General features: G+C 60.9%; 16 protein-coding genes and 1 riboswitch. Of the genes, 5 read left to right on the top strand and 11 right to left on the bottom strand.

Annotated elements, in window-relative coordinates:
* Positions 1–180: 180 nt before the first annotated feature.
* From MMG91_RS11850 to MMG91_RS11830, 5 genes are read right to left on the bottom strand one after another with little or no spacing between them, the layout of a single operon-like run.
* Positions 181–834, bottom strand: a complete 654-nt coding sequence (locus tag MMG91_RS11850) for an urea amidolyase associated protein UAAP2 (protein WP_310659677.1) — start codon at positions 832–834, stop codon at positions 181–183.
* Positions 835–845: 11 nt separating this feature from the next.
* Positions 846–1,571 carry an urea amidolyase associated protein UAAP1 gene (locus tag MMG91_RS11845; RefSeq protein WP_310659676.1) on the bottom strand — a complete coding sequence of 242 codons (726 nt, stop codon included), beginning with the start codon at positions 1,569–1,571 and terminating at the stop codon, positions 846–848.
* A 12-nt stretch (positions 1,572–1,583) separates the two neighbouring features.
* Positions 1,584–2,372, bottom strand: coding sequence for an ABC transporter ATP-binding protein (locus MMG91_RS11840; protein WP_305448545.1), 789 nt, complete (start codon positions 2,370–2,372; stop codon positions 1,584–1,586).
* A 19-nt stretch (positions 2,373–2,391) separates the two neighbouring features.
* Positions 2,392–3,207, bottom strand: a complete 816-nt coding sequence (locus MMG91_RS11835; protein ID WP_310659675.1) for an ABC transporter permease — start codon at positions 3,205–3,207, stop codon at positions 2,392–2,394.
* Between the two features lie 15 nt (positions 3,208–3,222).
* A complete protein-coding gene (locus tag MMG91_RS11830; protein ID WP_310659674.1) occupies positions 3,223–4,290 on the bottom strand; it encodes a putative urea ABC transporter substrate-binding protein in 1,068 nt (355 codons plus the stop codon).
* Between the two features lie 62 nt (positions 4,291–4,352).
* Positions 4,353–4,453, bottom strand: a riboswitch (guanidine-I (ykkC/yxkD leader).
* Between the two features lie 293 nt (positions 4,454–4,746).
* Between MMG91_RS11830 and MMG91_RS11825 the strand changes: the two genes are divergently transcribed.
* Together MMG91_RS11825 and MMG91_RS11820 are read left to right on the top strand one after the other, a co-directional pair.
* Entirely contained in the window at positions 4,747–4,986 is a 240-nt protein-coding gene (locus MMG91_RS11825) for a hypothetical protein (RefSeq protein ID WP_305448548.1), read from the top strand.
* A gap of 211 nt (positions 4,987–5,197) precedes the next feature.
* Complete coding sequence (locus MMG91_RS11820; protein WP_310659673.1) at positions 5,198–5,698, top strand: hypothetical protein; 501 nt, start codon at positions 5,198–5,200, stop codon at positions 5,696–5,698.
* A gap of 52 nt (positions 5,699–5,750) precedes the next feature.
* Here the strand turns inward: MMG91_RS11820 and MMG91_RS11815 are convergent, their stop codons facing one another.
* Positions 5,751–6,863, bottom strand: a complete 1,113-nt coding sequence (locus tag MMG91_RS11815; protein WP_310659672.1) for an enoyl-CoA hydratase/isomerase family protein — start codon at positions 6,861–6,863, stop codon at positions 5,751–5,753.
* A gap of 132 nt (positions 6,864–6,995) precedes the next feature.
* Between MMG91_RS11815 and ung the strand changes: the two genes are divergently transcribed.
* Positions 6,996–7,688, top strand: coding sequence for a uracil-DNA glycosylase (gene ung, locus MMG91_RS11810; protein ID WP_095630982.1), 693 nt, complete (start codon positions 6,996–6,998; stop codon positions 7,686–7,688).
* 112 nt (positions 7,689–7,800) lie between these two features.
* On the opposite strand, the gene MMG91_RS11805 is transcribed toward ung, so the two are convergent.
* Genes MMG91_RS11805 through MMG91_RS11785 form a run of 5 tightly spaced genes read right to left on the bottom strand, consistent with a single transcriptional unit; the run spans position 7,801 to position 13,180 of the window.
* A complete protein-coding gene (locus MMG91_RS11805; protein ID WP_305505047.1) occupies positions 7,801–8,841 on the bottom strand; it encodes an AbrB family transcriptional regulator in 1,041 nt (346 codons plus the stop codon).
* Complete coding sequence (locus MMG91_RS11800; RefSeq protein WP_310659671.1) at positions 8,834–10,348, bottom strand: tripartite tricarboxylate transporter permease; 1,515 nt, start codon at positions 10,346–10,348, stop codon at positions 8,834–8,836. Before MMG91_RS11800 ends, MMG91_RS11805 begins: the two co-directional genes overlap by 8 nt.
* A 1-nt stretch (position 10,349) precedes the next feature.
* On the bottom strand, positions 10,350–10,808 hold the full coding sequence (locus MMG91_RS11795; RefSeq protein ID WP_305448553.1) for a tripartite tricarboxylate transporter TctB family protein: 459 nt from the start codon (positions 10,806–10,808) through the stop codon (positions 10,350–10,352).
* A 58-nt stretch (positions 10,809–10,866) separates the two neighbouring features.
* Complete coding sequence (locus MMG91_RS11790) at positions 10,867–11,844, bottom strand: tripartite tricarboxylate transporter substrate binding protein (protein WP_237884190.1); 978 nt, start codon at positions 11,842–11,844, stop codon at positions 10,867–10,869.
* A gap of 43 nt (positions 11,845–11,887) precedes the next feature.
* Positions 11,888–13,180: an OprD family porin gene (locus MMG91_RS11785; RefSeq protein WP_310659670.1), complete on the bottom strand. Its 1,293-nt coding sequence runs from the start codon at positions 13,178–13,180 to the stop codon at positions 11,888–11,890.
* 234 nt (positions 13,181–13,414) lie between these two features.
* Here MMG91_RS11785 and MMG91_RS11780 point away from each other — a divergent pair, with 234 nt between their 5' ends.
* Together MMG91_RS11780 and MMG91_RS11775 are read left to right on the top strand one after the other, a co-directional pair.
* The gene (locus MMG91_RS11780; RefSeq protein WP_007898613.1) at positions 13,415–14,086 is read left to right on the top strand and encodes a response regulator; all 672 of its coding nucleotides are present in this window, start codon (positions 13,415–13,417) and stop codon (positions 14,084–14,086) included.
* Positions 14,079–15,467 (top strand): sensor histidine kinase, encoded by a 1,389-nt coding sequence (locus MMG91_RS11775; protein WP_305448556.1) that lies wholly within the window; start codon positions 14,079–14,081, stop codon positions 15,465–15,467. Before MMG91_RS11780 ends, MMG91_RS11775 begins: the two co-directional genes overlap by 8 nt.
* The last annotated feature ends 23 nt before the right edge of the window (positions 15,468–15,490 follow it).

Below are 15,490 nucleotides of genomic sequence, written 5' to 3'. Positions count from 1 at the left end.
CCTTGTGGGAGCGGGCTTGCCCGCGATGGGGCCAGCACACTCAACAATGATGTCGACTGACACACCGCTATCGCGGGCAAGCCCGCTCCCACAGGGTTTCGTGGTGTTTTTACTTTTTTAGGCACTGCCCGGAACGGGCTTGGCACAGGGCAAACAGCCACCGCCGCAAGCACGAAATTTTCAGTTCCATACCAGCAGCTCCGCAGGCGTCGGGTTGTAGGCGTTGCATGGGTTGTTCAGTTGCGGGCAGTTGGAGATCAGCACGATCACGTCCATCTCGGCCCGCAGGTCGACGTATTTGCCCGGCGCCGAAATTCCGTCTTCGAAGGTCAGGCCACCGTCGGCCGTCACCGGCACATTCATGAAGAAGTTGATGTTCGGCCCGATGTCGCCCTTGCCCAGTCGACCATCGTGGACACAGGCGCGCAGGTAGTTGTCGCGGCAGCTGTGCATGTAGCGTTTCTCCAGCGCATAACGCACGGTGTTGCTCTCTTGGGCGCAGGCACCGCCGAGGGTGTCGTGACGCCCGCAAGTGTCGGCGACGATGGTCAGCATCGGTTTGCCGAGGTTGGAATAGAGCACGCTGCCGGTGCTCAGGTAGACGCTGTTCTGCCGGCGCAACGTGCGCTGCACGTCGTAACGCTCTTTGGGATTGGCGAGGCTGTAGAACAAGGTGTCGACGGCCTGATTACCTTCCAGGTCGAGGATGCGCAAGGTCTGGCCGGCCTTGACCTCCATCAGCCAGGGTTCGCCGGCGGGGATGGTGGCGCGGTAGATCGCGGTTTCGGGCTGCCTGTTTGTAGTAACGGCAGCGGTGGCGATAGTGAGTGACATGGCAGCGATCCTCAGGCGAACAGACGGTCGGTGTTGATGAAGCCGCGCTCGTTTTCCGGGCGCGAGGTGCGGCAGTGTTCGGCGACACTCGCATCGGCGTTCATCCAGCTGAGCTTCAGCGGTTTGGGTGCGTACTCAGGCGCCGGGTCCATCGGATGTTGCAGCGCGGTGAGCACCACCAGGGTGTCCATCGGTGCGTACAACTCGATGTAATCACCGGCCTTGGAATGGCCTTCGACGAAGTGGAAATGACCGGCCTCATCGACGTTCACACGGCTGAACAGGTTGAGGGTCATCAACAGATCGGAGAGGCCCAAACCCCACTTGCCCAGTTCCACCAACAGGTTGTCGGTGCCGTTGCGGAAGAAACCGTTGCGCAGTTCCTGATAGCGGCCCGCGCCGTATTTTTCCGCAACCTCTTCAGCGCACAGCACGCCGCCGAGGCTGTCGCTCCAGCCGCACGTGTCGGCAGTGATTGCCACCAATACGCGGCCCATGTCCGAGTACAGGCAATGGCCGGTGGTGAGCTTGGCGGTGTGTTGGCATTTGAGGCTGTCGGGCAGGTTCAGGCGTTCGGTTTTTTCATGGGCGTTGAGCAGCGTCAGGCTGACGTTGGCACCGCCGCGCAGGTCGGTCAGGCGCAGGAGTTGGCCGCGTTTCAGAATGAAGGAACGATGGCCTCCACCGGGGAGTATTTCTTCGGCGAAGGGCGTAAACAGTTGGGTCGAATCAGTCATGTGTAGATTCCTCTAAGCGATGCGAAGCGAACCTGCCAACTGAGCCGGCAGGGCGTCGACGGCGGCGCGATTGGCGCGGCGGTCGCTGTTCAAAGGGATGTCGTAGGTGATGCGTGCGCCATAGGCACCGGGGGCGTGCGGGTCGATGCGGACCTTGTCGAATACCAGCAAGCGGGTGCCGAGGCTGAAACCTTCGGAGAGGTCATGGGTGACCATGAACACCGTCAGCTGCGTCTCGCGCCACAGTTCCAGCAGCAAGCCGTGCATGTCTTTGCGGATGCCCGGATCGAGCGCGCCGAAGGGTTCGTCGAGCAGCAGAACGCGCGGCTTCATGATCAACGCTTGGGCGATCGCCAGCCGTTGTTGCATACCGCCGGAGAGCTGCGCCGGGTACTTGTCCAGCGAGTGACCGAGGCCGACTTTGTGCAGCAGTACCGAAGCCTGTTCCCGCGCCTCGCGTTTGGCGCTGCCGAACAACCGTCCCAGCAGGGGCGAGCGCGGCAGTTCGAGGCCGAGGGCAACGTTGTCCAGCACGCTCAGGTGCGGGAACACCGAGTAGCGCTGAAATACCACGCCACGGCTGGCATCCGGTTCGCTGGCCAGGGTCTGGCCGTCCAACAGAATCTCGCCGCGACTGGCCCGTTCCTGGCCCAGCAGTAGCCGCAGGAAAGTCGATTTTCCGCAACCTGACGCACCCACCAAGGTGCAGAACTCGCCCTCGTTGACGTTCAGGTTCAGACCTTCGAGCACCACCTGATCGGCGTATTGCTGCCAGACGTTTTTTACTGTGATGAAGCTCATGCGCGTGCCCCTTCATAACTCATTTGGAGGCACCTTGGTGCCAGGGAAAAGCACGCTGAGTCAGGCGTTTCAGGCCCCAATCCATCAGCCAGGCAAGCAGGGTGATCCAGACCACGTACGGCAAAATCACGTCCATCGCCAGGTAGCGGCGCACCAGGAAAATCCGGTAACCGAGGCCGTCGGTGGAGGCGATGGCTTCGGCGGCGATCAGGAACAACCACGCTGAGCCGAGCATCAAACGCAGCGAGATCAACAGTCGCGGCAGCAGTTGCGGCAACACCACGCGCAACATCAAGGTCCAGGTCGACGCGCCGAGGGTCTGCGCCTTGATCAGCAACTCGACAGGAATCTCCCGGGCGCGCTGTTCCAGATCGCGGGCCAGGCACGGGGTGATACCGATCACGATCAGCATCACTTTCGACAACTCCCCCAGCCCGAACACGATGAACAGAATCGGCAGGATCGCCAGCGGCGGCACCATCGACAGCACGGTGAGTACCGGCGACAACGGTGCGCCGAACAGCGGCAGAGTCCCGGCGGCGATGCCCAGGCACAACCCGGCCAATGCACTGATGCCAAGGCCGATAGCCAGCCTTCGCAGGCTGGCGGCGCTGTCTTGCCAGAGCAGGTATTCACCGGTTCGCGTGTCGGCGGTGAAGGCCAGCCGTTTCACGGCGTCGGTCATTTGCACGGCGCTCGGCAGCAGCTTGTCGTTGGGGTTGTCCGTCAGCCGCTCGGCCGAGCCCATGAAGTAGGCGAACAGCACCAGGGCGAACGGCAGGATCACCAATAGCAGGCGACTCGGGCGATCCGGGTGGCGATTGATCAGGCGCATGGCCAGTCCTCCGGTTTACAGCTTGGCGTCAGCGGCCATCTGCACGTAGGTCGGATCGAAGCGCAGCTTGAGGTTGGTCTTGTCGCCGCTGGTCACGCCATTGGCGAAGGCCATGCCGATGGCGCTGGTGTCCTTGGCGCCTTCACCGAGCAATCCATGCTGAAAGGAAAACTCGGCAACCTTGCGCATGGTGTCGGGCAGTTGCTTGCTGGTGGAGAATTCCAGCGCTTCTTTCGGTGTGGCGAACAGTTTGGTGGTGTCGAGTTGCGCCTGGAAACCGGCCAGGTCGGTGCCCGAAGCTTTGGCCATGTGTTCGAGGGCGGCTTTGCTGGCGGCGTTTTTGGCGTTCATCAACTCCACCACTTCGAACCAGGCACCGGTCAGGGCTTTGCCCAAGGCCGGGTTATCGTTGAGGGTGGCGCTGTTGACCACCATCATGTCCATGATTTCGCCGGGAACCTGGCTGGAGTTGAAGACTTCGGTCACGCCGGGCTTGGCCTTGATGTCCGAGAGCATCGGGTTCCAGGTGGTGACGGCGTTGACCTGGTCGGTGTTGAAGGCGGCCGAGATGTCGGCGTCGGAGGTGTTGACCACTTTCAGGTCTTTCTCGGTGAGGTCCACCGAACCGAGTGCCCGAGCCAATAGGTAGTGGGACACCGAGAGTTCCACCAGATTGACGTCCATGCCCTTGAGGTCGGCGACTTTCTTGCCTTCGCCTTTGAGCACGATGCCGTCGTTGCCATTGGAGAAGTCGCTGACGATCAGCGCGGTGCTGTCGACGCCACCGGCAGCCGGAATGGTCAGCGCATCCATATTGGTCATGGTGCAGCCGTCAAACTGGCCGGCGGTGTATTGGTTGATGGATTCGACGTAATCGTTGAGCTGCACCACATCGATTTTGATGCCGTACTTTTTCGCCCATTTATCGACGATGCCTTGGCTGCCGGCATATTCCCAGGGCATCCAGCCGGCATAAATAGTCCAGCAGACGCTGAAATGGTCTTTTTGTGCGGCCTGGGATGAGACGCTCACAAGGGCTGCGAACGTAGCGGCGAGGAGGGCGGGTAAACGAAGCTTGAGCATGGGTGGTTCTCCAGTTGATCAAGGGCGGGCAGGAGTCAACGCGGCACCGCGAACGGTGGCTTGTCTCCCGGGCTTTTGTCCCGCCGTGTAACCTCAACTGGAGGTCGCCAACTCTCGGACCAGCCACTCGCGATTGCGAGCCGGAACCCTAGTCAGCCATTGCAAATTGTGGTGCCGCGAACCTGTGATGACTCCTGCACGTCTTTGGTTAAGCGAGAGCCGTGCCAAGTCGGCTTGAGCCCTCTGGCTTGGGCATGGAGGAAAGGAGGAGGGATAAACAAGCGGCATGCCCTGCCTTGTCATGGTGCGTTGGCGCATGTCTATGCACCGTAGATGGACGCAGTGGCCGCTGATCTGAAGGCCGACGCCGTCTGGCACTCGATGCCGGTTTGAAAGTCAAAACAGGTGTCAGCCGGCCTGTGCCGACTGCTGTTGCGGGTCTTCCAGGAGGCCGCCATGCTCTGTCGAAAACAGCTCCGCCGAATACTGCTCTGTGTGTTTTTTGGTTTGGGCTTGTCCGGCTGCTATTACTACGTAGGTGGTGCCGACGTTTATTCGACACCTTATTACTACCCTGGCTATTACTACTCTCCTTACTACTACGGCGGCCCGCGTTTTTACGGGGGCTATCGCTATTTTTACTACGGTGGACATCCCCGTCATCACCACGGAGGACACCATCGCGGGCACCGTTAATCAGCTCATCAATAAAACGGCGCGTCCGGCTCACGAACGCGCCGTTTTCTTTGGCGTAGATGAAAAACCTTTCATCGGCTACTTGTTTCAACGTGTTGCAGGAACGCACCAGATTCCGAATTCACTGTCTGATATTTCGACAGTCGCCGAACCATTGACTGTCGCCTGCCAGCGTCGCTGGTGTGGCTCACTCGCGGTCCAGGAGGCCGCTATGCTCTGTCAAAAAAAACTCCGCCAAATTCTGCTGATTGTTTTATCGGGATTGTCTCTTGGTGCGTGCGTGCCCTATTCCGATGGAGGATCCAGCTATTACCGTTCCGAGGTTTACACGTCCCCTGCGCCGTATTACTCCGGTGGCGGGGCTTATTACTCCGATGGTCGTTACTACTCGGCCCCGCGCAGGTATTACGCACCGCCGGCACGGTATTACCAACCAACGCCGCGTTACTACCACCAGCCGCGGGTTTATCAACCGGCACCGCGTTACTATCAACCGGCCCCGCGCTATTACCAGTCGGCGCCACGAGCAGACTACCGGGTCTATCAGAATCGTGGATGGGACCGTCATGACCGTCGTGACCGTGGCGGCTGGGATGGCCGTCACCGCGGCGGCCGAGGCGATGACCATCGAGGCCACAACAGGTCGGATAATCGTGGCGGTCGGGGCGATCACCGTGATGGCAATTGGGATGGCCGAGGCAACCACCGGTAAACCACTCAATAAAAAAGCGGCGCATGAAGCGCCGCTTTTTTGTGCCTGATTTTTAGTATTCCGAGAGATCAGCCAAAGGATGCCGGCCTTCCCAGACCTTATGGAAATGCGCCTCCACCGCCGCCTCCGGCACAGTGTTGATGTCCGGCCAGTGCCAGCGAGGTTTCTGGTCTTTGTCGATCAAGCGCGCTCGCACGCCTTCGCTGAACTCCGGATGACGGCAGCAATTGAGACTCATGGTGTATTCCATCTGAAAGACCTGAGCCAACGATAGATGCCGGGCGCGAACGATCTGTTCCCACACCAGATGAGCGGTCAGGGGCGAGCCTTCAGTCATGGTTTTGGCGGCACGACCGAGCAGCGGGTCGGCATGATCGCGCAACGCACTGATGGCCTTCCAGGCGCAACGAACGTCGCTGACATCCAACAGTTCGTCGATCTGCTCGCGTCGAGGCAGCCACTGCGCTTCGGGCAGCTGCGCGATCGCTTCCTGCTGCAAGGCCTTGAGCAGGCTGTTGAGCTGCATGGCTGTCTGTTCCTGCCAGTTCAATTGCAGCAAACCTTCGAGCAGCTCATGCTGTTGATCATCGCGCAGGAAGCGGTCGGCGAGGTCCAGATCGATCGCATCACGACCGTTCATCTGGGCGCCGGTCAGGCCGAGAAACAATCCGAGCTTGCCGGGCAACCGCGACAGAAACCAACTGGCGCCGACGTCCGGGTACAAGCCGATGCCGATCTCCGGCATCGCCAACCGGCTGCTCGGCGTGACAATCCGGATGCTCGCTCCTTGCAGCAGCCCCATGCCACCACCCAGCACGTAACCATGACCCCAGCAGATCAACGGTTTGGGGTAGGTGTGCAGGCTGAAGTCCAGGCGATATTCTGCCGCAAAGAAGTGTGCAGCCAAGGGCGGCACTTCGCCGGGATGGGCGCGACACGCCTCCACCAGGCTGCGTACTTCGCCGCCGGCGCAAAAAGCCTTGGCGCCATTGCCACGCAGCAGCACGCAAACGATCTGTGGCTCCTTGGCCCAGGCATCCAGTTGATCGCGCAGGGCGTTGATCATCGGCAAGGAGAGGGCGTTGAGGGACTTTTCGGCATCCAGGCTGGCGATGCCGATGCGTGCGCCGTCGGTGCCGGTGAGTTCTTCGAAGTGCAGATTCATCGTGACCTCGATCGGGAAATTGAGCGTTCAGTATGATCGCTCTATAGGAAAGTGCCGGATCTGCGTCAGATCAATTGACAAGCATGGCCAGCTTTCCTAGGGTTCGCCCCATTGTTTTTGCCGGATGTAACCATGACTGCTGACGACCGTATCAAACTCGAACCGAGCTGGAAGGAGGCACTACGTGCCGAATTCGACCAGCCTTACATGGCAGAGTTGCGCACATTCCTGCAACAGGAGCGCGCGGCGGGCAAAGAGATTTATCCACCCGGACCGATGATTTTCAACGCGCTCAATTCCACGCCGCTGGACAAGGTCAAAGTGGTCATTCTCGGTCAGGACCCTTACCACGGCCCGGGACAGGCCCATGGGTTGTGCTTCTCGGTGCAACCGGGCGTGCCGGCACCGCCATCGCTGGTGAACATCTATAAAGAGTTGAAGCGCGACCTGAACATCGACATTCCCAACCATGGCTACCTGCAGAGTTGGGCAGAGCAGGGCGTGTTGATGCTCAACACCACCATGACCGTGGAACGCGCGAATGCCAACGCCCATGCGGGCAAGGGCTGGCAGCACTTTACCGATCGGATTATCGAAGTGGTCAGCGAACATCAGCCACATCTGGTGTTCCTGCTATGGGGCGCGCATGCCCAGAGCAAGCAGAAACTCATCGACGCCACCAAACACCTGGTGCTGACCTCGGTCCATCCGTCGCCGCTGTCCGCCTATCGCGGCTTCCTCGGATGCGGGCACTTCAGTCGGGCGAACAAGTTTCTGGAGCAGAATGGCGAGACGCCGATCGAGTGGCGGTTGCCGTCGGTCTGAAGATTGCCTTCGCGGGCAAGCCTCGCTCCAGATGTTGTGCCGGACGCAAACCCGCGACTAGCCGAAATCCTGTAGGAGCGAGGCTTGCCCGCGAAGCAGGCGACTCGGTCTATCAGGGAGAATCCGGCTCCCGGTTCCAATACCGAAACAACGGTTCTGCCAGAAACAATACAAACAACAACCGCATCACCTGCATCGCCGTCACCAGCGGCACCGACAATTGCAGGGTCTCCGCCGTCAGACTCATTTCGGCGATCCCGCCGGGCATCATGCCCAGCGTCAGCGAACGCAGATCCAGATGAGTCAGCGCACTCAACCCCAGCGCCGCCAGGGTGGCGATCAACATGGTCAACACCGTGCCCAGCAGGGTTCGGCCCATGAACGATGGTGCCCGCCGGAAGAACTGCCGATTGAAGTGACACCCCAACCCGCTGCCAATCAGCCACTGGCCAATCTGACTGCCGCCGTTGGGCAGTCCGATGTGCAGGTCCCAAGCAATGCTCACCGTCGCACTCACCAGCAGCGGCCCGAACAACCAGGGGTTGGGTTGTCGCAGCCGTTCCCAGATCCAGGCGGCAAGGGCGCCCGCCGGGAACAGAATGGCCAGCCACCACCAGTCGACGGTTGTTGGATGCAAGACCGGCGCACCGTCGCCCAAAAGATACTTGAACGCCGCTGGCACACACAGCACCACCACCAACACCCGCAAACTTTGCCCCGCCGCGACACGGCTGAGCACCGCGCCGTTGCGGGCGCCGAGGTTGACCATCTCCCCGGAGCCGCCGGGCATGCTGGAAAAGAATGCGGTGGCGCGATCTTCCCCGGTGCGCCGCATCAACCAGACCCCCACCACGGCGGACAGGCTGGTGACTAATGCACCGAAAAAGATCAAACCGAAGTGGCTCAGCACCTGCTCCATCACCAATGGGGTGAAGTGCAGGCCGATACCGATGCCGACAACCCACTGGCCGCACTTGCGGCCGCCAGGGATTTCCGCCAATTGCCAGGGGGTCAGGCAGCGCACGAGGATGATCGCCAGCAACGAGCCGACCATCCACGGCAGTGGCCAGCCGATCTGGCTGGCGAGGTAACCGCCCAGCAGACCGACCAGCGGTGTTCCCCACCAGCTTTTGAAGGGGGGCCTATCAGACATCGGCGATAGCGCGCCGGGCGACTGAACGTTTGCGCCAGATGCGCAGCAGCGGCATCAGCAACATGATTGCAGTGAGCACCCAGCAACCGAACGTGATCGGGCTCGACCAGAGAATTTCCAGTGCTCCATTGGAGATCGACAGCGCGCGACGCAGGTTTTGCTCCATCAGACCGCCAAGGATGAAACCCAGCAGTACCGGCGACAATGGGAAATCCAGCTTGCGCAGGATGTAACCGAAGATTCCGATGCCGATCATCAGGAACAGGTCGAACGTGGTGGCATGCACCGCGTAGACGCCGATCCCGGTGATGATCGCGATCACCGGCACCAGCGCCCAGTTAGGCACGGCGAGGATGCGGGTAAAGATGCGGATCATCGGAATGTTGAGAATCACCAGCATCACGTTGGCGACGAACAACGACGCGATCAGGCCCCAGACGATGTCCGGTTGCTGTTGGAACAGCAGCGGGCCCGGCGTGATGTTGTACAGCGACAGCGCGCCGATCATCACCGCCGTGGTACCCGAACCCGGAACGCCGAGGGTCAGCATCGGCACCAGTGCACCGCAGGCGGCGCCACCGATGGCGGTTTCCGGAGCCGCGAGGCCACGCATGTCGCCTTGTCCGAACGTGCCCTTGGCGCCGGCAATACGTTTCTCGGTCATATAGGCCACAGCGCTGGCCAATGTCGCGCCGGCACCCGGCAACACGCCCATGATGAAGCCCAGCAAGCCGCAACGGATGTTTACCAGGAACACCGCCGAGGCTTCCTTGACGTTGAACATCATGCGCCCGGTGGCCTTCACCGCTTCCTGGCCGCGGTGGGTTTTTTCCAGCAGCAGGAGGATTTCGCTGATGGAGAACAGGCCCAATACCAGCACAACGAACTGAATGCCGTCGGTCAGGTGAATGTTATCCCCGGTGAAACGGTATACGCCGCTGTTGGCGTCGATCCCGACGCTCGACAGAAACAGACCGATCAGCGCCGCAATGAAGGTCTTGAGCGGTCGATCACCGGCCATGCCGCCGAGACAGACAATCGCAAACACCATCAGTACGAAATACTCCGCCGGTCCGAAGGCAATCGCCCATTTCGCCAGCAGCGGGGCGAACAGCACCATGCCGCACGTCGCGATGAATGCACCGATGAACGAACTCCACGCCGACAGCGACAGCGCTACACCGGCCAGGCCTTTGCGGGCCATCGGGTAACCGTCGAGGGTGGTCATTACGGTGGAGGCTTCGCCTGGAATGTTCAGCAGGATCGAGCTGATCCGGCCGCCGTATTCGCAACCCAGGTACACCGCCGCCAGCAGGATCAGCGCCGACTCCGGTGGCAGGCCGAGGGCGAATGCGATCGGAATCAGCAACGCCACGCCGTTGATCGGGCCCAGACCCGGCAACAGCCCGACGACGGTGCCGATCAGGGTGCCGCACAGCGCGGTCACCAGGTTGTACGGGCTCAGCGCAACGCCGAAGCCCTGACCCAAATAGCCAAGAGTATCCATATCAGTTCTCCAGAACGTCGAGCACGCCCAGCGGCAGTGGCACGTCCATCAACTTGTCGAACAGCAGATAAAGACCGATCGCCATCAGGCTGATGATCACCGCGCTGGGCAGCCAGCGGCCGCCATACAGGCGTGCCATCGGGACACCGATCAGAATGCTGGCGACGATGAAACCAAGGGGTTCGAAGGTCCCGGCGAACACCAGCAACAGCAGCACGCAAATGCCGATTTTGGTCAGGGTTTCGCGGTCCAGTTTCGGGTCATCGTCACTGTGCACGATCGGCGTCGGCCGAAACACCATGTACAGCAATGCCAGGCCCATCAGGCCGAGCATCAGCAGAGGGAAGGCCCGAGGCCCGACCGGTTCGTAGGAAAAAGCCGCCTGATACGGCCACGCCATCAGCGCCAAGCCGACACAGGCCAGCAACAGCACCGAAGCGAAAATGCGTTGTATGAGCATGAGGAACTCCTGGGCCACGACCCCGAGAACCGGGGCCGTAGCCGCTAGACAGAGGCGATCACTGGATCAGGCCGAACTCTTTGGCCAGCACTTTGTAGTCCGCGACCTGCTTCTTCACGTAGGTGTCCAGCTCCGGGCCGGTCATGGCGAACGGGAACAGTTCACGCTGATCGCGCAGCTTGGCGAAATCCTCGGAAGCCAGCAGTTTGTCGAAGGCGTCTTTCCACCAGGCGTAGTCTTCGTCGCTGACTTTTGGCCCGAGGTAGAAACCGCGCACCACCGGCCAGACGATGTCGTAGCCTTGCTCTTTAGCCGTCGGAATGTCTTTCATTTCCGGCTCGTCCAGACGCTTCTCGGAGAACACCGCCAGCAGACGCATGTCGCCACTCTGAATGTGTGGCATGGAGTCGGAGATGTCGGTGCTGCCGACCTGGATGTGGCCACCGAGCAGGGCGGTGGCAATTTCACCGCCGCCTTCGAGAGCGACGTAACGCAGGTCACGGGGATTGATCCCGGCTGCCTTGGCGATCAATGCGGTCTGCATCCAGTCCTGGCTGCCGACGGTGCCGCCGGAACCGATCACCACGGAGCTTGGATCTTTCTTCAGGGCTTTGACCAGATCGTCCAGGGTCTTGTAAGGCGAATCGCTTTTTACCGCGATGGCGCCATAGCTGGTGCCAACGGCGGCCAACCAACGCACTGCACTTTCATCGAAACGACCGAACTTGCCTTGCGCCAGGTTCAGCAGCGAACCGCTGGACCACGCCACCAGCGTCCCGGCATCGGCCGGGCGTTGAGCGACCACCGCGTTGTACGCCACCGCGCCGACACCGCCGGGCATGTAGGTCACGCGCATCGGTTTGGTCAACAGTTTTTCGTTCACCAGCGCGCTTTGCGCCAGTTTACAGGTCAGGTCGAAACCGCCGCCTGGAGAGGCCGGGGCGATACATTCCGGGCGCTTGGGTTCGGCCATCAGTTGGCCGGCAAACAGTACACAGCTGGCGGCTAGAGCAACTTTACGCAGTGATAAGTTCATTTGAGTCTCCACGGGCATTCATTGTTGTTATTGAACGTGATGTTTACCAAAGGGCAACGCTATAGCTCACCAGCAGACGCACTTCATCGGCATCGCGAGCGGAGTAGTTGGAGCGGTAGGTGGCATTGCGCAGGCGTACGGCGACATCTTTCAGGGCGCCGCTTTGTACGACGTATTTGATCTCGGTGTTGCGTTCCCACTCTTTGCCTTCGTCGCCGTTCTTGAGCTTGATGTTGTCACCGCTCAGGTAACGGCTCATGAAGCTCAGGCCCGGAATGCCGAGTTTGGCGAAGTCATAGTCGTAACGTGCCTGCCAGGAACGTTCTTCGGCACCGGCAAAGTCATTGATCTGCACGAAGTTGACCAGGTACGGATCGCTGCCATCGACGTAGGGGAAGGCACTGTCCCCCGACATGTGCTGATAACCGGCGCTGAATTTATGCCCGCTCAAGGCATAGCTCACCAGCCCGTTCAGGGATTTGTTGTCGATCTTGCCGCCCCGTGCTGCGCCTTCGTCGTCACTGATGGCCAATCGCAGATCGGTGCCGAACGTGCCGGGGCCGAACGGTTGCGACGCGACAACGCCGAGGAAGTGCTGGTTGTAGACTTCATCGAGTTGGGCGAAGTGGTAGCTGCCGGTGATCTTGTCGGCGAACTTGTAGTCCACGCCGCCAAAGTCAAAATGCTTGCCGGCCACGGTGCCGGCGAAGCGGCTGTTCTTGTTGTTGAGGGCGATGTCCTCGAAGTCGGTACTGTCGCGGTCCTTGGCTTTCTCCAGACGGCCGCCGGTGAAGGTCAGGTTCTTGATCTCTTTGGAGGTCAGCAAACCGCCTTCAAAGGTCTGCGGCAGAATGCGCCCGTCGTTGGCTTTGAGGATCGGCAATTCCGGAATCAGGCTGCCCATCTTCAGTTCCGTGGCGGAGATTTTCACTTTGCCGGTCAGGCCGAGCTTGGAATACTCGTCCGCCGCGCGACCGTCGTCATGGGTCGGCAACAGGCCGGTGCCGGTGCGGTCCGGACTTGAATCGAGTTTTACCCCGAGCATGCCCAGTGCATCGACACCGAACCCCACGGTGCCGTCGGTGTAACCCGATTGCAGATTGAGCATGAACCCCTGGGCCCATTCGTCCCGCTTGGATTGCTGGGCGCTGGTACCGTCGCGAAAGTCGCGGTTGAAATACATGTTGCGGGTTTCGAAGGTTGCCGTACTGTCTTCGAAGAAGGCAGCCTGGCTCAACGGCGAAAAGCCGGCGAGGGCGGCGGCACTGGCAAGGGCGGTGTGGCTGAGGCGGGAAAAACGAGCAGGCGGGTGAGCCTGAAGCTGCATGGACAGCATGGTGACGTACTCCGTTTATTGTTCTTATTGACGAAAACGCTTCGAGGCGTTTCTCGTACTGCTATGGGCACTGGCAACGGCAGTCGAAACTGTCCGTGGCTGGACTCTAACCGGCCAACCTTTCGCTAACCTTTCAGCTGACTTTCACGGTTTTCGGGCTTCACAGCGACGGATGCGGCTGTAAACTCCGCGCCAAAGAATCGCGTCGACCATCCCTGAATGAGGTAAAGATCCATGCGTGTTCTGCTCGTTGAAGACCATCTGCAGCTTGCCGAAAGTGTCGCTCAGGCGCTCAAGAGCACCGGGCTGACCGTGGATGTGTTGCACGACGGTGTGGCGGCCGACCTGGCCTTGAGCAGCGAGGAATACGCCGTGGCGATCCTTGATGTCGGCCTGCCGCGCATGGATGGCTTCGAAGTACTGGCCCGCCTGCGGGCCCGGGGCAAAAACCTGCCAGTGCTGATGTTGACCGCCCGCAGCGACGTCAAGGATCGGGTCCATGGCCTGAACCTTGGGGCTGACGATTACCTGGCCAAACCCTTCGAGCTGACAGAGCTCGAGGCCCGGGTCAAAGCCTTGCTGCGCCGCAGTGTGCTCGGCGGTGAACGTCAGCAGCGTTGTGGCGTGCTGGCCTATGACCTGGACACCCGGCGCTTCACCCTTGGCGAAGAATTGCTGACCCTGACCTCCCGCGAGCAGGCGGTGCTTGAAGCCCTGATCGCCCGTCCCGGTCGGGTGATGAGCAAGGAGCAACTGGCCGCCCAGGTGTTCGGTCTGGACGAGGAGGCCAGTCCCGATGCCATCGAAATCTACGTCCACCGCTTGCGCAAGAAACTCGACGGCCAGCCGGTAGCCATCGTGACCTTCCGCGGCCTTGGCTACCTGCTGGAAAGCCGCGATGCATAAGGCCAGCAGCCTGCGCTGGCGGCTGCTGTGGAACCTCGCGCTGCTGTTGGTGGTGTTGATGCTCGCCAGTGGATTGAGCGCGTACTGGAACGGCCGCGAAGCCGCTGACACCGCGTATGACCGGACCTTGCTGGCCTCGGCGCGGACCATCGCCGCGGGCCTGTCCCAGCGCGATGGCAGTCTCAGCGCCAACGTGCCTTACGTCGCCCTCGATACATTCGCCTACGACAGCGCCGGGCGGATTTTTTACCTGGTCAATGACATCAATCAGAAGCTGATCTCGGGCTACGAAAACCTGCCGCCACCGCCGCCGGGAACGCCGCGCACCGATGACTACCCGGCGCTGGCGCGTTTCTATAACGCCACTTATCAAGGGCAGAACGTGCGAGTGGTCAGCCTGCTCAAAGCGGTCAGCGAGCCAAACATGAACGGCATGGCGGAAATCCGCGTGGCGGAAACCGATGAGGCGCGGGTACGCATGGCTCGCAGCCTGATGGCCGACACGTTGTTGCGTCTGGGCATGTTGGCGATCGGTGCATTGCTGATGGTGTGGTTTGCGGTCAGTGCGGCGCTGCGTCCGCTGGAGCGCTTGCGCACGGCGGTGGAAGAGCGTCAGCCCGATGACTTGCGGCCCTTGCCGTTGGTGGAAGTGCAGCACGAGTTGGGGCCGCTGGTGCGTGCGCTCAATCACTTTACCGAGCGTTTGCGCGGGCAGTTCGAGCGTCAGGCGCAGTTCATCGCCGATGCCGCCCATGAATTACGTACTCCGTTGGCGGCGCTCAAGGCACGGCTCGAACTGGGTATGCGGTCGAACGACCCCGAAACCTGGCGCAGCACACTGGAAACCGCCGCCCAAGGCACAGATCGCCTGACCCACCTGGCCAATCAATTGCTCTCGCTGGCACGGGTCGAGAATGGTGCCCGGGCAATCGCCGAGGGCGGTGCGCAGTTGCTCGACCTCAGTCAGTTGGCCCGTGAACTGGGCATGGCCATGGCGCCGCTGGCCCATGCACGTGGCGTGGCGCTGGCGCTGGAAGCCGACGAACCGGTGTGGCTGCGTGGTGAGCCAACGCTATTGAACGAACTGTTGAGCAATCTGGTGGACAACGCGCTGGCCCACACGCCACCGGGGGGCAATGTGATCCTGCGGGTCATGGCGCCGGCGGTGCTGGAGGTCGAGGACGATGGCCCGGGAATTCCTCTTGAAGAGCGGGATCGGGTGTTCGAGCGTTTTTATCGGCGTAACGAACAGGTAGCTGGATCGGGGTTGGGGTTGGCCATCGTCGGCGAGATCTGCCGCGCCCACCTGGCGCAGATCAGCCTGCACGATGGCGAGCAGGCGGGGCTGAAGGTACGGGTGAGTTTTATTGCAGGAGAGTGAACACCACACCTGTGGCGAGGGAG

The organism is Pseudomonas sp. JL3 (assembly GCF_031570575.1).
In the GTDB taxonomy this organism is placed as follows: Bacteria; Pseudomonadota; Gammaproteobacteria; order Pseudomonadales; family Pseudomonadaceae; genus Aquipseudomonas; species Aquipseudomonas cucumis.
This window is presented reverse-complemented; position numbering and strand designations above follow the sequence as displayed.